Origin of the sequence: Enteractinococcus helveticum (genome assembly GCF_020742345.1) — a bacterium.
In the GTDB taxonomy this organism is placed as follows: Bacteria; Actinomycetota; Actinomycetes; order Actinomycetales; family Micrococcaceae; genus Yaniella; species Yaniella helvetica_A.
In genome coordinates this window covers 26377-50844 of the sequence record NZ_DYXC01000069.1, presented here as the reverse complement: position 1 = coordinate 50844, position 24468 = coordinate 26377, and the positions used below count along the sequence as shown (strand labels likewise).

Below are 24468 nucleotides of genomic sequence, written 5' to 3'. Positions count from 1 at the left end.
AGGCCGTACTGTCTGCCTATTTTGGGGTGTCTTGTTGAATAACCGCTTGGGCGCGCGTCTCCGTGAATTCTTCTTCGGCCGTGTCGCCGGCAATTGGAGCAACTCCGGGGATGCCAACCTCGGTAACACCAGAGGTTCGCGAGCTGAGTCGACGTGACAGTATTTGTGCCACCCACACCAAGATTGAGTTGATGACGATAAAGATGATGGCCGCAACCACCAATGCCTGCATAATATTGCCGTAGCCGGCTCCGAGTTGTCGCGAGTAGCGCAACAGTTCAGCAAAACCGATGATATAGCCCAGCGCAGAGTCTTTCAGAATAATCACAAACTGTGAGACCAACGATGGCAGCATCGCAACGAGTGCTTGTGGCACTTCGACAAAACGCAGGGATTTCGTCGTGGTCATTCCAACTGCTAAGGCTGCTTCACGTTGACCTGCTGGCAACGATCGGACACCGGATCTGACAAGTTCAGCAATGACTGCTCCGTTATATAGTGTCAGAGCAATAATCACCGCATAGTATGCCGAGTTCCGTGGGTCAACAACGGTCGAGAGGTACTGGGAAATAAAGAAGTGCAGGAATACCATCAGCACTAGCACGGGTACCGCCCGGAAGAATTCCACGATGACCATAGAGATCCAGCGTAGGACCCGGATCGGTGCTAATCGTAAGAAGCCGAAAAACAGCCCGAAAATCACCGAGGTCACCACGGCGATGGCAGCGGCCTGCAGGGTAAATATAAGCCCTGGGAGCAGATAGTTGGACCAAGCATTGAGGTTAATTGCATTCCACCATAGGTGAGGTTGCATCTGTCCTTGGGCTGCAAGTGCGAAATATAGCCAGGTCAACACCCCGATAGCTATGAGTGCAACGAGGATGTTTAATACGGTAATGATGCGTCGCGAACGCGGACCTGGTGCGTCAAAGAGGACGTATTGGTTACTCATCGGGTCACCGCCAATTTCTCTGATAACCAGGTGGTGAGCAGACCAACTGGAATAACAATCAGGCTGAACCCGATGGCAATGATCATAAAGATGGCCACCATGATGTTCGGGTTGAATTCAATCATCGTGCGCATCACACCTGAGGCTTCCATGACCGAGGCGGCAGCAGCTACCGTTGTGTTTTTGATTAAGGCGATCAGAGTATTGCCTATCGGGGTGATCGCCCCTCGTAGGGCTTGTGGAATGATGATCAGCCGCGCTGCGGCAAAGAACCCTAGGCCGATAGAGCGTGCCGCTTCAGCTTGACCAAGCGGAACCGTATTGACCCCAGAACGGATGGCTTCAGCAAAAAATGGTGCATGGTAGATCGACAATGCGATTGTTGCCAACATGAAAAAGTTCGTATCGAAGTCGGAATGCAATGTCATATGCAGCTGGCCCCAGAACACCAGGACGCCCATCACAACGAGTACCGTCAGCGGGACGTTGCGTACCAGGTTGATGAAAGTCGCGCTGAGCCAACTCATGGAGCGCACCGGGGAGATACGAAACAGCGCGAGGATGACGCCGAGTGTGAAGGCAAAGAGAGCGGACCAAAACGCCAGTCTAATGTTGGTCCAGAACCCCTCCCAAATTGGATATTGCTCAAAAAGAAAGAGAATATCTTCCATAGTCGCCTGCCTAATGGAGTGAGCTAGTGAGGAGTGCTGATGAGGATTCGGCACCGTCGGAAGATCTCGAGGTGCCGAATCCTCGCCGCACGGAAGTGACGACTAACCCGTTGAATTATTCGCCACAGGTCACGAGCTCAATGTTGTCATTGAGCTCGGCGTTGGCTTCATAGTCGACGCCTTCAGTATTGGCGGCCAACAGTTCATCAATGGTGCCGTCGTCTTGGAGTTTCTGAATGGCTTCATTGACTTGTTCACAGGTTTCAACGTCGCCTTCCTGAAGTCCCACACCATATGGTTCTTCAGTAAAGGGGTTACCGACGACTTTAAACTGGCCGGCATATTCATCGGATGCCGCAAGACCAGCCAGGATGATGTCATCGGTGGTGACCGCATCAACTTGCCCGGATTGTAAGAACGTCAAGCATTCGCTGTACCCATCCTGTTCGACCAGTTCTACTTCATCTGCGTACATGTCGCGTACGTTTTGAGCTGGCGTAGATCCGGTGACGGAACACAGGTTTCGACCGTTGAGGTCCTCGGGGCTTGTAATGTCATTTTCGTCAACGCTCACGAGGATGTCTTGACCGGCCATGAAGTATGGGCCAGCAAAATCGACTCGTTCATCGCGTTCATCGGTTATCGAGTAGGTGGCAAAGATCATGTCGACCTGACCGTTTTCCAGCATATTTTCACGCTGTGGGGTTGGTGATTCAACCCATTCAATCTGGTTCTCTTCGTACCCCATCTCGGCAAGCACAGCTTTGGCAACATCAACGTCGAAACCTGTTGGCGGGTTGTTTCCTTCACGGAATCCCAGGCCTGGTTGATCATATTTGATGCCCACGGTGACGGTTTCACCGCCGCCACCGCCGGCGGCATCGTCTTCTGCCGAATCCTCTGTTGCGCCCGGTGAACAGGCGGACAGTACCAGCACACCGGCTGCTCCTAATGCTGCAATCTTCATCCAAGGTGTCTTCATGGTGAGTACCTTTCAGTGCGTAATGAATAGTGAAGTGAAGTATTATTCGGTCAAGATTTTTGAGAGGAAATCTTTGGCTCGGCTGGTTTCTGGGTCTTTGAAGAATTTCTCCGGTGTGGTGTCTTCGATGACGGCCCCTTCGGACATAAAGAGCAAGCGGTCTCCGGCTTTGCGTGCGAAGCCCATTTCGTGGGTGACAACGACCATGGTCATACCACCTGCAGCTAGGTCAATCATGACGTCTAGGACTTCTTGGACCATTTCTGGGTCGAGCGCTGAAGTCGGTTCGTCAAACAGTAGAACCTTGGGTTTCATGGCAAGGGCTCGAGCGATCGCGACACGTTGTTGCTGACCGCCGGAGAGTTGTGCTGGCAGTTTTCGAGCTTGTTCGCCAACACCCACACGTTCTAGGTATTCCATTGCTTCTTTTTCGGCCTGTTTTTTGGACAACCTGCGAACTTTAGTCGGGCCAAGGGTAACGTTTTCTAGAACGCTTTTGTGTGCGAAGAGGTTGAAGGATTGAAATACCATACCGACGTCGGCACGCAGGGCAGCCAAGGCTTTGCCTTCTTCAGGCAGTCGCTTACCGTCGATTTCGATGAATCCGCCGTCGTCGTCAATAGTTTCAAGTCGGTTGATGGTGCGGCACAAGGTAGATTTCCCGGACCCTGAGGGGCCGACCACAATGCAAACTTGGCCCTTGGGGATGTCAACGTTGATATCCGACAGCGCTTGAAAACTGCCAAAATGTTTATTGACTCCAGACATTCGAACTAGCGGGGTTGGGGTGGTCTCAGTTGTCATGATGAGCTCCTACAAAACGTCCGAATGCTAGGGGCTAGCAACTCACGCCGGTGTGACTTGGATAACATCCTAACAGGTCAGGCCGTCTTTGCCACGGGGCAGTTTTAGAATGTTCAGGGTGAATCTGCCCGTGCGATCCGGCAAACCGACCGGACTGCCCCATAGGATGAGACTATGCCTGAAACTTCTATTGATGCTCTGGCCGAGGACTACGCGCGACACCTGGCTGAGCTGTATCCAGTTACCGCATCTGAAATTGGACTACCTGGTTACGCAGATAAACTGTCGGACTATTCGCCCGACGGTGCAGCGGCATTGGACGCGCTTCAAGCCGATGTGCTCCGACGTTTGGACAAACTCGTACCGCGGTCAAACCAGGACCGCGTCACTCAGGACGCCCTGGTAGAACGACTGACGGTGGACCGCCAGTTATATGCGACCGGAGTAGTGCCGCTCAATAATATTGCCTCTCCGGTGCAAGATATTCGGGCTACGTTCGATCTGATGCCCACTGAAACCTCTGAAGACTGGCGCAATATCGCAGCTCGGTTAGCCAAGGTCGACTCGGCACTGAGCGGTTATCGAGCTCGTCTCAACAGGGCGGTCGAAGATGGTCTGCCACCGGCTCAACGCCAGGTTGAAGCCTGTATTGTCCAAGCCCAGGCAGCAGCGGAAAACTTTTTCACAGACTTGGTCACTTCGGCCTCTCACCTGCCCCACACTTTGTATACCGATGTTGATCGTAGCGCCCGCCAAGCTGCTGCCGCGTATGCAGATTTTGCGACCTACCTCAAAGAGGACTTACACGGTCAGGCACGGCCCTACGATGCTGTGGGTCAGGACTACTACGCGCTAGCCTCGCAGGAATTCCTAGGTTCCAAAATTGATCTGGCTGAAACCTATGCTTGGGCTCTTGCAGAACTAGACCGTATTGTTGACGAGCAGCAACGCATTGCAGACCGCGTTCAACCGGGACTGAGCATTGCACAAGCCCGCCAGGTATTTTCTGCTGACCCGGCTCGTCAGCTGCACGGTATCGAGGCCCTGCGGGAATGGATGCAAGACCTCTCGGATTCGACCATTGCGGCCATGAAACAACATTTTCACATCCCGGCTCCCATGGATTATGTCGAAGCAATGATCGCCCCGACCCAAGATGGCGGGATTTATTATACGGGCCCTTCCGAAGACTTTTCACGCCCCGGGCGCATGTGGTGGTCGGTACCGGAAGGCGAAGATTCCTTTACCACCTGGCAGCAGACCACTACAGTCTTTCACGAAGGAGTCCCCGGGCATCACTTACAGATCGCCACCGCCATGCTCAATGCCGACCAGCTCAACTCGTGGCGGCGCAACTGGTTATGGGTCTCCGGTCATGGCGAAGGCTGGGCGCTGTATGCTGAAGACCTCATGAAAGAACTCGGTTATCTTGATGACCCTGGCGACTACTTAGGTATGTTGGACGCCCAGCGAATGCGAGCTGCTCGAGTAGTTTTTGACATCGGGGTGCACTGTGGGTTTAAGTCACCGCAATCATGGGGTGGCAAAACGTGGGATCCCGAGACTGGTTTTGCATTTTTACAAGCACATCTCAATGAGACTCCTGGCGTTTTGGCATTTGAGTTTGTTCGGTATCTCGGCTGGCCAGGACAGGCACCAAGCTATGCCGTCGGCAAGCGGATCTGGCAACAAATTCGTGCCGCACACGAACCGACACCGGGGTTTGATCTGAAAACTTTCCATACCCGCGCCCTGCAGTTGGGATCCATGGGCCTGGACACCTTAGAGAGAGCACTGCGATGACCATTGACATTATTCTGGGTTCAGCTTCCAGCGCCCGGGCCCATATCTTGCGCCGTGCCGGGCTGTCCTTTCATCAACGTCCTGCCGACATTGATGAGGAAGCACTCGCCGCAACCATTGCCTTACCTCAAGAACAAGCCCAGGCACTTGCAACTGCCAAAGCTCACACTGTGGCAGATTTACTCCTGCTAGAACACCAGATCACTCGTCCCACCTACATTATTGCCGCCGATTCTGTCTTCGAGTTTGAAGGTAAACCCTATGGGAAACCACTGCAGCCCGACGTTGCTCGAGTCCGCTGGCAAGCTCAGCGCGGCAAGACGGGCACCCTGCACAGTGGTCACTGTGTCATTGAGATTCAGGATCAACAAAAACGCGAGGTTGCCGAAGAGGTCGTTAGCGCCAACGTGTCATTTGCCAGGGTAAGTGATGCGGTGATCGAGGATTATATAGCCACCGGTGAGCCCCTCTATGTTGCAGGTGGATTCACCCTCGAGGGTTATGGTGCCACCATGATCGAACGGGTCGAAGGCGACCCGAATGCGGTGCTGGGGCTGTCCTTGCGAGCAGTGCGCGAACTCTTTGAAGGCATGGGCGTTTCGCTCACGAAGCTCTGGCAGGTAGCCAAGTAGACCACAGTCTTGTAGGTTTCCTACAATAAAGTGCGCATTATTAGCTGACACGGTGCGTCATTCTGTATGGTTTCCACCGATTCGTCCTAAGCTGCTTTAGATGGCAACGGTATGCTTACCGTATCGTGCGCCTATTCTGCGGAGCGTTCCAACCAAGGAGTTAAGTTTCTATGTCCATGACCACTGCGTCGTCCTCGATGGTCTACCGATCCTTTTCGAAGGTTTTGATCGCTAATCGAGGTGAAATCGCGGTGCGTATCATTCGCGCTGCACAAGACGAAGGACTAGAAGCCGTCGCGATTTATGCCAACCCTGACCGCGATGCGATGCACGTCCGCTTGGCAGACCACGCATTCTCCCTCAACGGTGAGACCGTAGCAGATACCTATCTGTCCATGGACAAGGTGCTGAAAGCTGCCAAAGACTCCGGCGCCGATGCAGTTCACCCCGGTTATGGATTCATGGCAGAAAACGCTGACTTTGCTCAAGCCGTGATTGATGCAGGAATGGTCTGGATTGGGCCTCCCCCAGCGGCCATCCACGCGCTGGGTGATAAGGTCGCAGCCCGCCACATCGCACATAAGGTTGGGGCGCCACTGGCCCCGGGTACCACTGATCCGGTGGAGTCCTCCCAGGAAGTTGTTGACTTCGCGGATGAATTCGGTCTTCCATTAGCCATCAAAGCCGCTCACGGCGGGGGCGGTCGCGGCATCAAAGTTGTCCGCAAACGCGCCGAAATCCCTGAAGCTTATGAATCTGCCGTCCGGGAGGCGACCTTAGCTTTTGGTCGGGGCGAGTGCTTTGTCGAACGCTTCCTCGATGCACCACGCCATTTGGAAACCCAGTGCCTGGCAGACCAAGAGGGCAACGTTGTTGTCATTTCCACCCGCGACTGTTCGCTACAGCGTCGAAACCAAAAACTGGTTGAAGAAGCCCCCGCACCATATTTGACCCCAGACCAACAACAGCAGCTCTACAACGCCTCGGTCGCTTTGCTGCAAGAGGCGGGCTACGTTGGAGCCGGTACTTGTGAGTTCTTGATCGGCCAGGACGGCACGATCTCATTTTTGGAAGTCAACACGCGTCTGCAGGTCGAACACACGGTGTCGGAAGAAGTCACCGGCATTGACCTGGTGCGAGAGCAGTTCCGCATCGCCCGTGGAGAGCTCCTGGGCTATGACCACCCACAAGTCGTAGGCCACTCATTTGAATTCCGCATTACCGCAGAAGATCCCGGTCAAAACTTCATGCCCGCCCCCGGCATGATCACCAAAATGCGTCTACCCGGCGGCCCTGGTGTCCGCATTGATACCGGAGTTGAAGAAGGCGAAACCATTTCGGGAGCCTTTGACTCGATGGTCGCCAAACTGATCGTGACCGGCAAAGACCGCAAAGAAGCTTTGCAGCGCTCACAACGAGCCCTCAATGAAATGCGCATCGCCGGCCTTGCAACAGTGCTGCCGTTCCACCGCACGGTCATCCAGGATCCAAACTTTGCACCCGAGCTAGATCAGCCGGGTCAAAAGATCCCCGCCGAGGGTCCTTTCACCGTCCACACCCGGTGGATCGAGACTGATTTCATCAATGAGCTGCAACCACAATCGGTTGTTCCAGGCATGAATGCTGACGACGACGTTGATCGTCGGGTCGTAACCGTTGAGGTTAATGGCAAGCGCGTTGAAGTCACCCTGCCGGACTCACTTGCCGGTATCGCTGCGGTTGATACCAAACCAAAACGTCGTCGTCCTGGACGTCGTGCAACAGCCAGTAGCGGTGCCTCTGTGGCCTCGGGCGACTCGGTGACGTCTCCCATGCAGGGCACGATCGTTAAACTGGGTGTCGACGTTGGAGATGAAGTCTCCGAAGGAGACCTCATCCTGGTACTTGAGGCCATGAAAATGGAACAACCCATCACAGCCCATAAAGCTGGCAAAGTCACCGAGCTCAGCGCTGAAGCTGGCGCAACAGTGAACGCCGGTGCGATTTTGGCCACAATCGAAGGATAATACGGGCAATTCCAGGGTAATACGGAGTCGGAGTTTGATAGACCAGCTGGTGACCTACCTATAATTAACTGTTTTCAAGGTGATATCTTTGGATGCCACCTGAATGCTTTTTAAACTCACAACAAAGGTACTTCTGATGTCAACGCAATCCGCAATGACTTCGCATGGTGTACAAGATGATGAGCTGGGCGTTCCCCGCTGGAAAATCATCTTGGCCTCGGTCGTCGGCACAACCATCGAATTCTACGATTTCTATATCTACGCCACCGCAGCGGTATCGGTCTTCCCGCTGATTTTCTTCCCAGGTGGTGACGCGCAAACCGCGCTGCTTGCTTCGATGGCCACTTTTGGTGCGGCCTTCGTCGCCCGACCGCTCGGCTCCATCATTTTCGGTCACATGGGTGACCGTCTGGGTCGTAAGGTCACGCTTATCGGTGCGCTGTTGACCATGGGTATTGCAACCTTCATCATTGGTTTGCTGCCAACGTTCTACCAGATTGGTTTGTGGGCGCCAGCTATGCTGACGATCATGCGCTTCTGCCAGGGTCTTGGGCTCGGTGGCGAATGGTCGGGGGCGGCTCTGCTGGTCACCGAAACCGCCAAACCAGGTAAGCGAGCCACCGCGGCCATGTGGCCACAACTGGGTGCTCCGTTTGGTTTCCTGTTGGCCAACGGTTTCTTCCTCATCTTGACGCTGGCTTTCGGATACAATTCTGCCGAGCACGGCGATAACCACGTTTTTATTGACTGGGTCTGGCGCGTACCGTTCTTGGCGTCGATCATCATGGTAGCCATCGGGCTCTGGGTCCGTGTTTCGCTTGAAGAAACCCCTGTTTTCAAGCGCGCTATCCAAAAAGATGAGCGCGTCAAGGCCCCGTTGAAAGACGTTTTCCGCAAAAACTGGTGGCAGCTGATCCTGGGTACGTTCATCATGTACGCAACCTATGTGCTGTTTTACCTGATGACCACCTGGATCCTCTCCTACGCCATCGGTGCACCTGATGCTGGCGGTCTGGGTACTTCCTATAATGATTTCTTAGTCATCCAGCTCATCTCGATTTTATTCTTCGCAGCATGTATTCCAGTTGCCGGTATTTTCGCCGACAAATTCGGGCGAAAACCAACTATGCTCGTGATCACCGCGCTGATGATCGCCTTCGGCCTGCTGTTTGGTTGGTGGCTGAATGCTGACATCATCGTCAATACTGATGGCAGCCTCAACACCATGCGTATGGTGTTGTTCATGATCGCAGGGATGGCCCTGATGGGTCTGACCTTCGGCCCAATGTCAGCAATCCTGCCGGAACTGTTCCCAACGGAAACCCGTTACACCGGTTCTGGTATTGCGTATAACGTTTCTTCGATCCTGGGTGCCGCGCTCACTCCGTTCATCGCTACCTGGCTCATGGGGAACTATGATGTGTCCTATGTCGGCTATTATTTGGCCGCTGCATCAGCTATCACGCTGATCTTCTTGGCGCTGAGCCCGGAGACCAAATACCGTTCGCTGTCCAACTTGCAACAGGACGAAATTCAGCGCACATCATAAATGTAGAATACTGGAACTATTCTTCGAGGCCCCGGACGCACACTGCGTTCGGGGCCTCGTCATGCTATGGCGCAAAGACGTCAGTTTTATCATGTCCAAAGCCGGTGAGCGCATTTCCATATCGCTCTGCCAACTGCACTTGGCCGTTACGTTATTGTGTGAGCCTGTACCGTTGTGGCGTGAATGGATTCATTCCAGCCTTGCATGACGGTACCCCACCTTATACCCCGCGAATAGACACCGAATATGTCGATGGCTTCTGTCGCGGAGTCGAATTCGAGCGGCCTACTGGGCGTAGTTGGATGCGTAATTCAAAAACCACTTGAGTACCTCGGGTTCAGCAGCGGTTTCGGTGGCGACCTTTTCTGGGGACATGCCCTGGAAAACGCGTTTGATTGGAACTTCCATCAGCTTGCCGGTTTTTGTCATCGGCACACCGGGGGCGATGATGATCTCATCGGGTACATAGCGAGGTGACAGCTCGGTGCGGATGGCTTCAATGATCTTGGTTTTGAGGGCCTGCGGATCAATGTGGGGATCGCGCGGGACGACGAACAGTGGCATGTAATAACCGCCGTCGTCGAGTTCTGCACCGATAACCATCGAGGCGCTGACCTCGACCAGACCGTCGACGATCTGGTAGAGATCAGAGGACCCCATGCGGATACCACCGCGGTTTAGCGTGGCATCTGAGCGACCGTGGATGACAAAGGACAGCCGATCAGTTTTCGTGGCGAAGTCGCCGTGGTACCAGATGTGCGGGTCCTGGCTGAAATAGGCGTCGCGGTAGCGGGCGCCGTCGTCGTCATTCCAAAAATACAGTGGCATGGTTGGCATGGGTTTGGTAATGACTAACTCGCCGACCTGTTCGGTTACGGGAGTGCCGGTTTCGTCATAGACGTCGGCGGCCACCCCTAAGGCGGGGCCCATTAGTTCGTTGATGCGCACCGGATCCATCGGGTTGGAGCCGACAAATACCGAACACACGTCGGTGCCACCGGAATCGGATCGTAGGCGCAGCTTGGGGCTGACGGCATCATAGACCCATCGCCAGGTGCGTGCCGGCAGTGGTGAGGCAGAAACCAGGATATCGGTCAAATGTGACAGGTCGTAATGATTTTTGGGGATGAAGCCAGATTCCTGAACGCCGGTGAGGATCGCGGCACCGCAGCCGAAGAAGGCCACCTGTTCCTTGGCCAGGATCTCAAATTGGCGCCCGGGTCCCCCGGCGAAGACCGCGCCGGAGTATGTAACGGCCTTGGCTCCGGTGATCAAGGTGGCGACTTGCATATTCCACAGCATCCACGTGGTGGACGTACTGATGTAGACGGGTGCGCCTTGGGGCACTCGGTAGTGCAGCCCAAAGGATTTGGCGATCTCTAATACGGTGCCGCCATGGCCCTGGACGATGCCTTTGGGCGTGCCAGTGGTGCCCGACGAGTATAGCACCCACAGCGGATGGGAGAATTCGACGGGTGCAAATTCCGGTTCGCGCGGCTGGGCGATGATGTCAGCGTAACGGGTTGTGCTGACCTGATGTTTTGCCGTGATCTGAGCCACGGTGTCACTGACCTGAGGCCCGGCATTTTCGACCAGGATGTGGTGACTCACCGAATCCAGTTGGGTCAACAGCGCGTCCAGGTCATCGGTTTGGTCGCGAAGTTTTCCGCCGAGTTCTAGGGCATCGATCGTGATGAGGACTTTGGGTGCAAGCTGTTTGAATCGACTGACGATTCCGGTGACGCCGAAGTCGACGTTGACCACCGACCAGATGGCCCCCACCGCTGCAGTGCCCAGGAGTGCCACGATGGCCTGTGGGATATTGGGTACGGCTGCTGCTACGACGTCGCCGGGGCCTACGCCGATGCTGCGCAAATGGTGGGCGAAGGCGCCAACCTGTTCGTTGAGTTGTTTCCAGGTTAAAACGGTGCGGTTGAGGGATTCATCGAGTCCGACAACGGCTTCGGTATCAGCCAGCTGGTGGGCGTGTCGCAAAATATTTTCTGCGTAGTTGACCTTGGCACCTTTACCCCATTGGGCATCAGGCAGCTGCCCGGTCAGCATGGCTGAGGTGGGTTTTTGGCCAATCACCTCGAAGTAGTCCCAGATTTCTGTCCAGAAGAGTTCCAGGTTCTCCACGGACCACTGCCACAGGTCCAGGTAGGTTTGCAGTGCCAAACCGTGTTGAGTGTTCATGGTTTCCATGAACTGATACATGGCGGTTGCCTGCACCTGGTCTTGTGTGGGCTGCCACAAAATATTGTCAGTCACGATATCTCCCAACGACGCACGAGATCATCATGATTTTCAGTGTAGCCCTGGCCAAGCTCCAGCGCAGCCGGGTGCGCCGGACGCCGTCATTAGAACTGTTCTCGCTTATGCAATTGGCGAGCCACTTCCGCCACGGTGCCCGACAGCGATGGATAGATAGTAAATGTCTCGGCTAGGTCATCGACGTGGAGTTTTTGAGACACGGCTAACGACAGTGGATAGATCAAGTCCGAAGCCCGCGGTGCAACAATCACCCCGCCCACAACGTGGCCGGAGCCGCGACGAGCGAAGATCTTGACGAACCCCTCGGTGACGTTCATCATTTTGGCGCGCGGATTGGAGGCCATCGGGATCATGTACTCATCGACCTGGTATTCGCCGGACTTGACCATCGCATCGGTGATACCCACCGTGGCGATTTCCGGGGAGGTGAAAATATTCGAGGCAACCTGGTTGCGGGAGAACGGTTTGACGACGTCGCCCAGAATGTGGTTGACGGCGATGCGCCCCTGCATGGCGGCAACCGAGGCCAGCGCGAGACGTCCGGTACAGTCGCCGGCGGCATAAATCCCCGGCACCGAGGTACGCGAGACCGCATCGATTTTAATGTGGCCGGTCTCGGTGACCTCCACACCAATATTGTCCAAGCCCAGCTCGCTAGTATTGGGGATCCCGCCTACTGCCAATAAACAGTGGGAGCCTTCAACATAGCCTCCCGAGGACAGCTCAACACGCACGCCGTTACGAATCCGTGTCACGGCTTCGGCTCTGGTACGGGAAATCACGTTGACTCCGCTTTCAGAGAACACTTCTTCCAGTACCTGCGCTGCATCGGGGTCTTCACCCGGCAGCAAGGTGTCACGCGAGGATACTAACGTCACGTTAGACCCCAGCAGTTGGTAGGCGGATGCAAATTCGGCACCCGTGACACCGGATCCAACCACCACCATGTGTTCGGGTAGCTCGTTCATCGCATAGAGTTGTTTCCAGTTGAATATGCGTTCACCATCGGGCTTTGCGGTCGGTAGCTCACGTGGTGAGGCACCCGTGGCGATCAGTACTGCATCAGCGGCGACTTCTTCGACATCGCCCTCCATGGTTTTGACTTCCACAACATTACGATTGACGAATCGGGCCTGGCCCATGACAATGCGCACCCCGTTGGCTTGCAGGCCACGGCGAATATCTTCGGACTGATCCGAGGCCAGGCGCAGCAGACGGCGGTCAATGCGTTCGATGTTGGACTTGACCGAGTGCGCATCAAATTCCAACCCCAGGCTCGGAGCACTCATGACGCGCCGTCGCGAATCAGCCGAGGCAATGAGGGTTTTGGATGGCACGACGTCGGTCAATACCGCTGATCCGCCAATCCCATTGCGTTCAATGAGTGTAACATCGGCACCAAATTTGGAGGCCACTAGGGCGGCTTCATAGCCACCGGGGCCACCGCCGATGATCGTAATGGAAGGACGCGGGACAATTTCTAGAGTGCTCACGGGTTCTATTGTGGTCTGTTTTGCATCAAAATGCACAATCACACGCGTACACCTGGTGTTTCGTTGGTTTTGATCTGTCGCGGCGCTACAGTGGGGGCTGTGAACGATACGAGACAATTTTTATTCGGAGATCACCCCGGCTTTGAACTCGCCCGCCAGGCAGCGGCCGTATTGGCCGACACATTGGGCACGGACCGACACGATATCGGGGTGGTGTTGGGCTCCGGCTGGGCACACACAATCGACTCCCTTGGCGAAGTGGTAGCCGAAGTCTCGTTCAACGACATCCCCGGTCTGGGCGGCGACGGCGTGGCTGGTCACGTACAGAAGGTCACCTCGGTCCGGTTAGCTCATGGTCGTCGCGCGCTAGTGTTCGGTTCGCGCACCCACTTTTATGCCAACCGTGATGTCCACGCCGTGGCTCACGTGGTTCGCACCATTGCCGCAACCGGCGCCGGCGTCGTCGTACTGACGAATGGTTGCGGCGGGCTTGATCCTCGCCTTACCCCCGGCACCCCGGTGCTGATTGCCGATCACATCAATCTGACCGGTGTGACCCCACTGGTCGGTCCAGAATTTGTTGACATGACTGATGCTTATGCCGCCCGGTTGCGTACCATCGCCAAACAGGTCGATCCACATTTAACCGAAGGCATCTACGTGCAATTCGCCGGTCCGCAGTATGAAACCCCAGCCGAAGTGGCCATGGCCGCCAAGCTCGGAGGGGATCTGGTGGGAATGTCGACGGCGTTGGATACTATCGCAGCCCGGCACGCCGGTTTGGAAGTCTTGGGCATCTCGCTGGTCACCAACCCCGGAGCCGGGATCACGGAGGCTCGCCTGTCCCATGAGGATGTTATCGCTGCCGGTCAGGCCGCCGCGCCACAGGTCTCAAAGCTACTTGCCGATATCATTCAGGCCATCTGATATGAGTGACCCGATTGCAGCAGCCCGTGAATGGCTCACCCTTGACCCCGAAAATGCGGGAGTGTTGACCCAAGAAATTCACGCCGCTGACGCCGGGGACGAAACCGCGCTTACCGCTTTGACAGCACGATTTGCCGGGTTTTTAACGTTTGGCACCGCAGGACTTCGCGCCCCACTGGGGCCAGGCACCGCGCGAATGAATCGCGTCGTCGTGCAACGAGCTGCTGCAGGAATCGCAGATTTCGCCAAACAACACATCAAAATTCCTTCTGTAGTCATCGGCTACGATGCCCGCCACGGTTCAAAAGACTTTGCCGTTGATTCTGCCGCGGTGCTCACCGCAGCGGGATGTCGAGTCCGGCTGCTAGCGGTCAGGACACCCACCCCGGTGTTGGCCTTTGCGTTGAAACATTTTCAGGCCGATGTCGGCATTATGGTGACCGCCTCGCATAATCCGCCGGCAGATAACGGCTATAAGGTGTACCTTGGCCCCCAGCTGCTGACAGCCGACGATACTGCCGGAGCCTACGGGCAGCTAACCGCACCCACCGACCAGATCATCGCCGGTCATATCCAGCTATGGAACACCGCCGACCACCTGCCACCCCGAGCAGCTAGCGGCTGGGAATACATTCCAGACACCATCATCGACGATTACGTCATGGCTGTAGCCGAGTTCGTTGCGGAACTTTCACCAGCGCACACACCCCGAAGTGATCTGCATGTCGTCTATACGGCTATGCACGGCGTTGGCGCCGCAACCTTTATCAAGCTGCTCGAGGCCACCGGTTTTAATGCCCCACAGCTTGTGACCAGCCAGTCGGAGCCAGATCCGGCGTTTCCTACCGTGGCCTTTCCGAACCCGGAAGAACCCGGGGCGTTGGATGAAGCATTTGCCACAGCGAGCCAGGTAGCGCAGGCTGATCTGATTGTGGCTCATGATCCTGATGCCGACCGGTTGGCCGTCGCGCTCCCCGTCGATGGTCAATGGCAACGGCTTTCCGGTGATCAGGTTGGTCTGTTGCTGGGTGCCCGGCTCATGCCGTATCTGGCACAGCAGAATTTGGCTGCGGCAAATTCGATTGTCTCCGCACCGCAGTTAGCTCAGTTGGCAGCACAACACGATGTCCACCATGAAGTGACCCCGACGGGCTTCAAATGGATTTGTCGGGTTGGTCACCTGGGCTATGGGTATGAAGAAGCACTCGGTTATGCGGTGGCCCCACATTTGGTCAACGACAAAGATGGATTGTCCGCAGCCGTTGTGCTCCTTGATCTTGCGGCTGAGCTCAAAGCCGCTGGTTCCAACCTATTGACATATCTGACGCAACTGAATGATCACCTGGGAGCAACCTTGACCGATATGGTCGCCGTCCCGGTGCCCTCCCCCAGTACTGGCAAGCTGCTCGTGGACGATCTACGAGCCAATCCGCCGAAATCCTTAGCGGGCTTCGCACCGGTCAGCATTGTTGATTATCAGCAGCCCGATGTCGCTCTGTCGCAACGCTACGGCCCTATGAACATGCTGGCGTTTACTACACAAGGATCCGTGTCTGCGCGATTAATGATTCGTCCTTCAGGTACCGAGCCGAAGGTCAAATGCTATGTTTCGGTCACGGCTGACCCCGGGACCGGAATAGACAACATACGCTCGATATTGCAGCAGTTACGCGACGAAGCAGCCACCCTGGTCCAAGTCAAATAAGGAGACTCCGTGTCCGATACCGCCCCACTGAGCCCAACACAAGTGGATGAACTCGATAGCAGCCAGCTGGCGTTGCTGATCGATCACACTCTGCTGGCGCCCACCGCCACGGCCCAAGATATCGATAAACTCTGTGATCAAGCCGCAGAATTTATTACAGCCTCGGTGTGTGTGCAGCCCATTTGGGTCGCGCACGCTGCCAAACGTCTTGCTGAATCACCGGTCAAGATCTGTACGGTCATCGGTTTTCCATCTGGAGCCCAGACCCCAGAAACCAAAGCCTTTGAAACTGCCCAGGCCATTGCCCAGGGTGCCGAGGAAGTCGATATGGTAATCAACCAGTCTGCAGCGCTGGTTGCCGATAAGGCTGCAGTGGTGCATGATATTCGTTCTGTCGTGGAAGCCGCAGCCGGGCATGACGTGATCGTCAAAGTCATCTTAGAGACGGCATCGCTGACAGAGCAGGCGAAGATCATTGCTTGTGAAGCAGCCGTTGAAGCCGGTGCTAACTTCGTCAAGACCTCCACTGGATTCGGACCCGGCGGTGCGACAGTGACAGATGTGGCTTTGCTGCGCAATACCGTAGGTAATGATCTTGGTGTCAAAGCTTCTGGCGGCATCCGCACCCGACAAGATGCCATCGAGATGCTCAAAGCTGGCGCAACCCGGCTCGGAGCTAGTTCGACTTACGCTATCCTTAGTTAACAACACATCATCGCACCGTCGCCCACGCTATGCTGGCGACAATAGAATTTTTGAAAGAACGAGGTGTCCCCGTGATTCGTGACGGTAAACCGGCAAATTTCTCCGGTGAAGGCAATACGGCTGGTAACTTGCTGATCTTCGTCATCGCACTCGCCCTGTTTGTTGCTGGCTTGTATATGATCAACCTGCTGTCATTTGAAAATGTCTGGGTTCCGATGCTTAGCGTCGTGATTCTGAGTGCTGTCGCATACTTTATTCCGAAGCAAATCGTCGGACGTTCCAATACCGTTGATGCAGAATTCGTGACTGATCCAGCTCACGAAACCAACTCTCCTAATCTCTAAAAGGACTCTCGCAAAGAGCTACCTAACTGCACCCGGGGTGGGTCTATTACCCCGGGTGCAGTTAGGTTTCCTACCACGTGAATATGTCACACCGAAATCTCAGCATCGACGCACTGAGTCGCCTTTCTACTGCCAGGGTCGTGCGGATACATTCGGGAATCTGTGACGGTTCCAGCCTGCTTTTCGTATGGCGGATGCGGTTATTCCTTATGCTGTCCTGGCGCTTTTAATCCCCCACCTGACATGGTCTATGATCATTACCCTGATCGTGGTTGGTATCAAATGGGATACGCCAACAGATATGCTGCACCACCTGTACATCGGTTCGCGCAACGATACAGGGTGCTCGGCTTTGGGATGTCTTCATGGTTCCTGCTGATCCGGGCCTTCTAAGCGATCAGTTGCTTCGCGCATTCCGGTGATCTTTTTGCTTACTGCGTCGCTCGTGGTGGCATATCATGACAACGTTGCCGCACACTACATTCATGCTGGACGATTTGGCTGGTCATTCATCGCTCCGGGTATCGCAATGATCGTGCCGTCGGCTTTTTGATGATCTATTCAACCGGCGTCAACCGGTTGCTGCACGGGTGGATGTTCCTGGAACCAGTCGTGGGACGACTAACTGCGGACGGTTTCGACAGTAGGGCTATCCAATGGCTTAATCCTATTGTGGATACAGGCAATTGGCTTCAATACCAATGCTTCAGGTGATCTTTTCATTAGCTTTGGGGTAGCCTTGACCACAGCGTTTGCCGTGGGGCTGTTTTGAACATGACACCGGCGGCTCGTGCGCTATCTGGAGTAGCTCAGAAACGACTACTTCGGGTAATCATTGCTGCCTCATAGTTGAAACGGATTTATGATCACCACCCGCCCAACTCGGAACCTCGGAATCGACCTGCTTCGTGTCTTTTCCATCATTATGGTGGTGGTAGGCCACGCTGGTTATTTTCCCAACTCGGAATTGCTCACCATCTGGCGGATGCCGTTATTCTTCATGCTCTCCGGGTTCTTCTTTACTCCGGGGCGCACACTATTCTCGGAATTTTCTAGGCGCTGGGACACGCTGCTCATCCCCTATCTGGCCTGGTCAGTGATCATCTCAGTGTGGCTTATTGCTGTGGAATGGGGACAACGCGACATTATCCTCGACCATTTACATTCCGGCTGGTCGGGTGGAGCAGGGCAATCAATCTTTTGGATGGCCGCCTGGTTCATCACAACCCTGGCCGGTGCGACGCTGCTACGCAGATTTTTAGAGCCACTGGGCTCAGCTGTGGTCTGGACCGTCGCTCTGCTAGGGGTGCTGACTTCGTATGCTTGCTATCAGTTAGTTACCAATGGCGTATTCGAAACCCATCCACTGGTAGAAACACCGCTTCGGCTCGGACTGGCATGGCCGGTCATGTTCTATCTGCTCGTCGGAGAACAGCTGCGGAAACTCCTCATGCCGCTGGTTCGCCGATATTCTTCTCACGTCTTGGCCGCCCTCGGCCTGGCGTTAGTCGTAACCGCACTGGGGGTCACGTACACAACCGAGGTACGTGCCCACTATATTCAGGTCGGAGACTTTGGCACGATCTTGCTTACACCCCTGATTGCCATCGTGGTAACCGCTGGCTTCATTTTGATTTTTGCCACCTGGGTCAACGATGGGATACAAAAGTTCCCAGCCGTCCAAACAAGCGTCTCACGTTTGGTACGCACCGGCACGGCTGTGGTATTTTTCCACGGACTGGTGTTGGTATGGATGCACCAAAACGGCTTCGACGATGATTCGCTGGCGCACTGGTTATTGCGCATGAGCGTCGCCTTGGTCGTCTCGTTTATCGTCGGCTTGCTGATCAATACGACACCGGCCGCACGGCTGCTGTCGGGGGCACCTCGGGATCCGGGACTCTTACGGTCCCGGATAAAGGTTTAGTTTTCGCCGAAGATATTCGCTAAGAACTTGCCGGCCCATTCCAGCAGTTCGGCATCGACGAGGTCTTTGCCGGTCACCGCCTGGGTTTTGGGTCGTGGTACCATGATGGCTTTGAGCGGCGCCCGATGCACAGCCCCCGGGTACATCCGCTTCATGCGCATCGCGCGTGAGTCTGGTAGTTCCTCCACCGGGCCGAACTTGATGTTCTTGCCCATCAGCATCACCTCATGGACACCATATTCGCGAGCGGTGTTTCGGAAGTTCGCCACGGCCACGAGGTTCTGTGCGGCTTCGGGCAGTTCACCGTAGCGGTCCTGTAGCTCTTCAACGGCAGCTTCCACGGCTGCAGTGTCGGAGGCTTGAGCCAGATTGCGGTAGGCCTCCAGGCGCAGTCGTTCCCCTGGTACATAGTCATGCGGCAGGTGCGCGTTGACGGGCAGCTCGACTTTGACTTCTGGCGGTGACGTATCTTCTTCGCCCTTGAAATCCGTAACGGCTTCTCCCACCATGCGAATATATAGGTCGAAGCCAACCCCGGCGATGTGACCGGATTGTTCTCCACCCAGCAGGTTTCCTGCCCCACGGATCTCAAGGTCCTTTTGGGCCAATTGCAAGCCTGAGCCAAGCTCATTATGGGTGGCCACAGCTTTGAGACGTTCCATAGCGGTTTCATTTAGTGGTTTGCCGGTGTCATACAGGAAGTAGGCATATGCGCGATCACGGCCACGCCCCACACGACCACGCAACTGATGTAGCTGGGAAAGGCCGTAGCGATGGGCGTCTTCGATGATCAGGGTGTTGGCGTTGGCAATGTCCAGTCCGGTTTCGATAATCGTAGTAGAAACCAGCACGTCGTATTCTTTTTCCCAGAAATCGACCATGATCTGTTCCAGCGTGGACTCGGACATACGACCGTGGACAACTGCCACGCGTGCTTCAGGAATTAATTCTTGAATGCGTGCCGCAACCTTATTGATGCTGTTGACCCGGTTGTGGACATAGAACACCTGGCCCTCGCGCATCATCTCACGACGAATAGCCGCAATGATTTGTTTGTCGGTGTACGGGCCAACGTAGGTCAATACCGGGTGGCGTTGTTCCGGCGGGGTGGCCAAGGTAGAAGTCTCACGGATCCCAGTCATTGACATTTCCAGGGTTCGTGGAATCGGGGTTGCTGTCATAGCCAGCACATCAACATTGGTACGCAGCTGTTTGAGTTTTTCTTTGTGTTCGACGCCGAAGCGCTGTTCTTCGTCAATGATCACCAGGCCAAGGTCCTTAAACTGGATCTCATCGGATAGCAACCGATGGGTACCGATGACCATGTCCACGGTTCCTTCGGCTAGCGCATCGATCGTCTCGCGAGATTGTTTGGTCTTTTGGAATCGTGACAAGGCCCGCACCGTCACAGGGAACCCGGCGAATCGCTCGGCAAAAGTTTCGGTGTGCTGACGAGCCAACAGGGTGGTGGGAACCAATAATGCCACCTGTTTGCCGTCCTGGATCGCCTTGAACGCAGCCCGGACAGCGACCTCTGTTTTACCAAACCCTACGTCACCGGCAACCAATCGATCCATGGGCACTTCGGCTTCCATGTCGTGTTTGACTTCTTCAACCGTGGTCAGCTGGTCCGGGGTTTCAATGTGTGGGAAAGCTTCTTCCAGTTCAGCCTGCCACGGGCTGTCGGGTGAAAACGCGTGGCCCCTGGTTGCCATGCGAGCTGAATACAACTGGATGAGTTCTTTGGCGATCTCTCGGGTTGCTCGGCGCGCTTTGGACTTGGTTTGGGCCCAGTCTGACCCACCCATCTTCGACAGCGTCGGCGTATCGCCACCGACATATTGGCTGACCTGGTCAAGCTGGTCGGTGGGTACAAATAGCCGGTCACCGGCACCTCCGCGTTTGGAGGGCGCAAACTCTAAGACCAGATATTCGCGATAGCCTTCTTCACCGGCACTCGAGCGTGCACCGGCAACTTTGCGACGCTGCAGCTCAATGAATTTCGCAATCCCGTGTTGATTATGAACAACGTAGTCGCCTTCTTTAAGCGCTAGCGGGTCGACTGCGTTGCGGCGTTTACGCGCCAGGGAGCGTTTCTCACCGCGCTGGGTACCTGCGGCTTGACGACCAAATAGGTCGTATTCGGTCACCACGGCGAAGCGGTGGTCAGCCCAGGCAAATCCAGCGCCTAGGCTGGCGACAGTAATCTGGATGTGGGCTGGTTTGGCTTCGGTGATGCGGTCAACCACGGTTGCAGTGTGGCCTGCCTCGTTGAAGATTTCGGCCAGACGACGTGCAGGACCGGGTCCGTGGGTAGCCACCGCAATGGACCAGTTGTCTCGGATGCGGTTTTCCACGTGTTCCATCAGCGCCGGCACATCGCCAGCAAATTGTGCCGGAGCAGTAAACCCGGTACGCAGCGCTGTGGCATCAAAGGTGTCATCCATATCGAAGGCAGTAAACTGCCACCACCCTTGATCCCGTTCCAGCGCCAAGGTCCGAGTATCTCCCAGTGTGGCGAAGCCGCCGGCTTCGTGCTGATTTTCTACCGGGGCTGCCAGGCCTTCCCCGGCTGCGGCCCAGGCAGCAGCCAAGAATTCCTCATTGGTCGACAACAGGTCATGGACTCGGGACCGTACCTTTTCAGGTTCAATCACGATCGTGACGGAGCCTTCCGGCAAGACATCGAGGAAGGATTCCATCTGCGTGACTAACGGTGCCAGCGATTCCATCCCCTCGACTGCTACACCGTTGGACATTGGTTCAAGGATTTCCAACACGTTGGGCATCGACACCTGGAGGTCTCGAGCCTTCTGCTGGACGTCGTCGGTCAAGAGCAGTTCACGGCATGGCGGCGCGTACATCGACGTCGGGGTTGCTGAGCCGTCGTCGGAGGTATCGACTAACGAGCGTTGATCTGCAATGGAGAAATACCGGATCTCTTCGATTTCATCACCGAAGAATTCAATGCGGTACGGATGGTCTTCGGTGGGTGGGAACACGTCGATGATGCCACCCCGGACGGCAAATTCACCGCGGCGGGATACCATGTCAACACGTGTGTAAGCTGCGTTGGCGAGGTCTTGGACTACCTGTTCGAAGTCATAAAATTCACCGGTGCGTAATAGGACCGGTTCTAGATCCCCTAGGCCCTTGACGATTGGTTGAACGATGGATCGTACCGGGGCGGTCACGACACGTAGTGCCGGTTGGCCATCACGTCCTGGGTGAGCCAATTTGCGCAATACTGCCATGCGTTCACCCACGGTATCGCTGCGCGGTGACAGTCGCTCATGTGGCAGGGTCTCCCACGACGGGAAATGCGCTATCGCCCTAGCATCCATCCAGGCACCCAGGCCTTGGGCAAGATCTTCTGCCTCACGGGCCGTGGCTGTCACCAGCAGTACCACGGGTGCCGCGAAGGAGGCGTCCTGTAAGGAGTCTACTAGCGCAGCCGTGACGGCTTCGCGGGCGCCGTCGGGAAGACTCAGCGAGAGATCTTTGGTTCGGTCAGGCCGGGCAATAGAAGTCCGCATGGCGGCTACGGCAGAATCGGCTTGGAGGTGGTTTATCAACCCTGATAACACAGCGTCTTCAGACAAAATTTAACTTCCCGTTTTCTGGTATGAATCACAACCGGCGCACCCTTTAGCATAACGGTTTTCCCAAGCTGCATCGTTTACACTTGCGTTCTATCCACTGTTAGCGAGCAGCAGAGAGTGAGCCCATGGCTTTTCAAGAATCCACCGTCGTTTCCCACCCTCCACAGAAAGTCTTTGAAGGGTTAATCAACCGGGAGTTCCAACAGCATGTTTCCGATGGATTCCGTGCCGACATCGACCAATTCACGGTCACTCCGGCACAGCCTACCCTCAGTGACACCGCCCAGGTGACGATTCATCGCAGCATTGACGGCGAGCAGATCGCCAACCGGTTGCCCTCTGCTGTCCAACGTTTCGTCAAGGGTCGGGTCCAAGTTGAACAGTCAGAAGCGTGGTCGGCAGCTAGCGATGACGGTTCACGCAATGCCAATGTGACGATTAAGGTGCCGTTGGCCAAAGCGACCGGCACTGCCACGATCAAACTGATCCCAACTGACGATGAGACGGGCACCGTGGTTGAAATTGCCGGTTCTGTTGATTCCAAGATCCCCTTCATGGGGTCTAAGATCGCTCAGATGGCTGAACCGCAGGTTGGCAAAATGCTCACCGGGATGACTTCAAAACTGGATTCCTGGCTAGATCAGCACTAAGCACGACGCATTAAGCCAGCAACGGCGGGGTGATGCCGAAGAGACTCATCCCGCCATTGTGGTGTCTAGGCTTTTTGATGGAACTGATTTTGGGTGGTGGTCAGTCCGCGCTCAACGAGCGATTCCACCGCATCGGCGGCTCGATCGATGTGCAGGGCAAGCGTCTGTTGCTCGGTTGCAGAAAATGGCCGCAGTACATAGTCTGCTGGTGCCATACTGCCAGGTGGACGCCCAATGCCAGCTCGGACCCGTAGGTAGTCTCTCGTGCCGATGGCTTGGGAAATAGATTTCAGCCCGTTGTGGCCACCTTCTCCTCCCCCACGTTTTAAACGCAGCGCATCGTGGTCCACGTCAAGTTCGTCGTGGACGACGATGAGGTTTTCGGGACCGATGTTGAAGAACTTCATCAGCGCCGCAACCGGTTTGCCCGACAGGTTCATGTAGGTTGCTGGTTTGGCCAGTACAATCTTTGGTCCACCGATGCCTAATCGAAATTCTGCAACTGCGGCACCAGCTTTATGGGTGCTCCAACGTTGGGCATTTCGTGTGGCAAGTTCGTTGACCACCATATGCCCGATATTGTGTCGGGTGGCGGCATAGCGGTCTCCGGGATTACCCAATCCCACCACCAGGACAGGGCCGGTGGTGGGATCAAGTGTTCCGTTGGTGCGAGTCGTCAAGGGCAGACTTACTCAGCGTCGTTTTCAGCAGCTTCTTCAGCTACAGTTGGGACTTCGCCTTCGTCTGCTTCTGCTTCTTCGCCAAGATCCTGCTCAACGATTTCATCGACGGTGGCGATGAGGAAGTCGTCTTCAAGATCAATAGTTACGCCTTCTGGCAGGATAACGTCTGGTGCGTAAACGTGTTCGCCTGCGGTACGGCCGGTCAGATCGATCTGAACGGTTTCGGGCAGATCCAGTGCGTCTGCTTCAACTGGAATAGAGGTAACGTCCATGACGTGAGCGTGGTCTGGTGCTGGTTCACCAATAACATCGATCCAGACGTCAACGGTAACGCGTTCGCCGCGACGCACGAGGATGAGGTCGACGTGGACGATCTCTTCTTTGAGTGGGTTGCGCTGGATGTCTTTTGGCAGCGCCATTTCTGAATTGTCGCCTTCGGTCAGACGCAGCAGCTGGTTCGGGTTACGCAATGCCAGGAAGCCTTCGTGGCGTGGCAAGAGCAGGTGACGTGGTTCTTCACCGTGGCCGTAGAGTACGGCAGGGATATAGCCGTCACGGCGTGCACGGCGAGATGCGCCCTTACCGAAGTCGGTGCGGGTTTCAACTGGCAATTCGATGTAGTCAATGGCCATGGGATTCCTCCTGTAGTTGGTACGGTGCGTTGAGCACTCGTGGTTTCCAGGCAGGAACTGCAAAGCATCACGATGGTGTTTGCAAAGCCTCGTCGATCACGGAGTGGGTGAGACTCCCTCGCCTGGG

General features: G+C 55.5%; 19 protein-coding genes. 10 read left to right on the top strand and 9 right to left on the bottom strand.

Going from position 1 to position 24468, the window contains the following annotated elements; genetic code table 11:
* Nucleotides 1-16: 16 nt before the first annotated feature.
* The 4 genes from K8V32_RS05560 to K8V32_RS05545 form a co-directional block, all read right to left on the bottom strand.
* Nucleotides 17-952, bottom strand: a complete 936-nt coding sequence (locus tag K8V32_RS05560; RefSeq protein ID WP_303904135.1) for an amino acid ABC transporter permease — start codon at nucleotides 950-952, stop codon at nucleotides 17-19.
* Nucleotides 949-1623, bottom strand: a complete 675-nt coding sequence (locus K8V32_RS05555) for an amino acid ABC transporter permease (protein WP_303904132.1) — start codon at nucleotides 1621-1623, stop codon at nucleotides 949-951. The genes K8V32_RS05560 and K8V32_RS05555 overlap by 4 nt, the downstream gene beginning before the upstream one ends.
* 115 nt (nucleotides 1624-1738) lie before the next feature.
* Nucleotides 1739-2605, bottom strand: a complete 867-nt coding sequence (locus K8V32_RS05550) for a glutamate ABC transporter substrate-binding protein (protein WP_303904129.1) — start codon at nucleotides 2603-2605, stop codon at nucleotides 1739-1741.
* 42 nt (nucleotides 2606-2647) lie between these two features.
* On the bottom strand, nucleotides 2648-3409 hold the full coding sequence (locus K8V32_RS05545) for an amino acid ABC transporter ATP-binding protein (RefSeq protein WP_303904126.1): 762 nt from the start codon (nucleotides 3407-3409) through the stop codon (nucleotides 2648-2650).
* A 174-nt stretch (nucleotides 3410-3583) separates the two neighbouring features.
* On the opposite strand from K8V32_RS05545, the gene K8V32_RS05540 reads away from it, so the two are divergent.
* The 4 genes from K8V32_RS05540 to K8V32_RS05525 all read left to right on the top strand — a co-directional run bounded on the left by K8V32_RS05540 (nucleotide 3584) and on the right by K8V32_RS05525 (nucleotide 9399).
* Nucleotides 3584-5212, top strand: coding sequence for a DUF885 domain-containing protein (locus K8V32_RS05540; RefSeq protein ID WP_303904123.1), 1629 nt, complete (start codon nucleotides 3584-3586; stop codon nucleotides 5210-5212).
* Nucleotides 5209-5844 (top strand): Maf family protein, encoded by a 636-nt coding sequence (locus K8V32_RS05535; protein ID WP_303904120.1) that lies wholly within the window; start codon nucleotides 5209-5211, stop codon nucleotides 5842-5844. Before K8V32_RS05540 ends, K8V32_RS05535 begins: the two co-directional genes overlap by 4 nt.
* 176 nt (nucleotides 5845-6020) lie before the next feature.
* Nucleotides 6021-7850, top strand: coding sequence for an acetyl/propionyl/methylcrotonyl-CoA carboxylase subunit alpha (locus K8V32_RS05530; protein WP_524536696.1), 1830 nt, complete (start codon nucleotides 6021-6023; stop codon nucleotides 7848-7850).
* 136 nt (nucleotides 7851-7986) lie between these two features.
* Nucleotides 7987-9399: an MFS transporter gene (locus K8V32_RS05525; protein ID WP_303904114.1), complete on the top strand. Its 1413-nt coding sequence runs from the start codon at nucleotides 7987-7989 to the stop codon at nucleotides 9397-9399.
* A gap of 285 nt (nucleotides 9400-9684) precedes the next feature.
* Here K8V32_RS05525 and K8V32_RS05520 read toward each other — a convergent pair whose 3' ends face one another.
* Together K8V32_RS05520 and K8V32_RS05515 are read right to left on the bottom strand one after the other, a co-directional pair.
* Complete coding sequence (locus K8V32_RS05520) at nucleotides 9685-11670, bottom strand: acetoacetate--CoA ligase (RefSeq protein ID WP_303904111.1); 1986 nt, start codon at nucleotides 11668-11670, stop codon at nucleotides 9685-9687.
* Nucleotides 11671-11759: 89 nt separating this feature from the next.
* Nucleotides 11760-13166 (bottom strand): NAD(P)H-quinone dehydrogenase, encoded by a 1407-nt coding sequence (locus K8V32_RS05515; RefSeq protein WP_303904108.1) that lies wholly within the window; start codon nucleotides 13164-13166, stop codon nucleotides 11760-11762.
* Nucleotides 13167-13265: 99 nt separating this feature from the next.
* Here K8V32_RS05515 and K8V32_RS05510 point away from each other — a divergent pair, with 99 nt between their 5' ends.
* The 5 genes from K8V32_RS05510 (at nucleotide 13266) to K8V32_RS05490 (ending at nucleotide 18774) form a co-directional block, all read left to right on the top strand.
* Nucleotides 13266-14093, top strand: a complete 828-nt coding sequence (locus K8V32_RS05510; RefSeq protein ID WP_303904105.1) for a purine-nucleoside phosphorylase — start codon at nucleotides 13266-13268, stop codon at nucleotides 14091-14093.
* A 1-nt stretch (nucleotide 14094) separates the two neighbouring features.
* Nucleotides 14095-15798 (top strand): phospho-sugar mutase, encoded by a 1704-nt coding sequence (locus tag K8V32_RS05505; RefSeq protein WP_303904102.1) that lies wholly within the window; start codon nucleotides 14095-14097, stop codon nucleotides 15796-15798.
* Between the two features lie 9 nt (nucleotides 15799-15807).
* Nucleotides 15808-16503 carry a deoxyribose-phosphate aldolase gene (deoC, locus tag K8V32_RS05500; RefSeq protein WP_303904098.1) on the top strand — a complete coding sequence of 232 codons (696 nt, stop codon included), beginning with the start codon at nucleotides 15808-15810 and terminating at the stop codon, nucleotides 16501-16503.
* Between the two features lie 50 nt (nucleotides 16504-16553).
* A complete protein-coding gene (locus K8V32_RS05495) occupies nucleotides 16554-16847 on the top strand; it encodes a hypothetical protein (protein ID WP_303904095.1) in 294 nt (97 codons plus the stop codon).
* Nucleotides 16848-17709: 862 nt separating this feature from the next.
* Nucleotides 17710-18774 (top strand): acyltransferase family protein, encoded by a 1065-nt coding sequence (locus K8V32_RS05490; protein ID WP_303904092.1) that lies wholly within the window; start codon nucleotides 17710-17712, stop codon nucleotides 18772-18774.
* Here K8V32_RS05490 and mfd read toward each other — a convergent pair.
* The gene (gene mfd, locus K8V32_RS05485) at nucleotides 18771-22310 is read right to left on the bottom strand and encodes a transcription-repair coupling factor (RefSeq protein ID WP_303904089.1); all 3540 of its coding nucleotides are present in this window, start codon (nucleotides 22308-22310) and stop codon (nucleotides 18771-18773) included. The genes K8V32_RS05490 and mfd overlap by 4 nt on opposite strands.
* Nucleotides 22311-22501: 191 nt before the next feature.
* On the opposite strand from mfd, the gene K8V32_RS05480 reads away from it, so the two are divergent.
* The gene (locus tag K8V32_RS05480) at nucleotides 22502-23026 is read left to right on the top strand and encodes a DUF2505 domain-containing protein (RefSeq protein ID WP_303904086.1); all 525 of its coding nucleotides are present in this window, start codon (nucleotides 22502-22504) and stop codon (nucleotides 23024-23026) included.
* A gap of 65 nt (nucleotides 23027-23091) precedes the next feature.
* Here the strand turns inward: K8V32_RS05480 and pth are convergent, their stop codons facing one another.
* Together pth and K8V32_RS05470 are read right to left on the bottom strand one after the other, a co-directional pair.
* Nucleotides 23092-23706 carry an aminoacyl-tRNA hydrolase gene (gene pth / locus K8V32_RS05475; RefSeq protein ID WP_303904083.1) on the bottom strand — a complete coding sequence of 205 codons (615 nt, stop codon included), beginning with the start codon at nucleotides 23704-23706 and terminating at the stop codon, nucleotides 23092-23094.
* Between the two features lie 8 nt (nucleotides 23707-23714).
* Nucleotides 23715-24341, bottom strand: coding sequence for a 50S ribosomal protein L25/general stress protein Ctc (locus tag K8V32_RS05470; protein WP_303904080.1), 627 nt, complete (start codon nucleotides 24339-24341; stop codon nucleotides 23715-23717).
* Nucleotides 24342-24468: the final 127 nt, after the last annotated feature.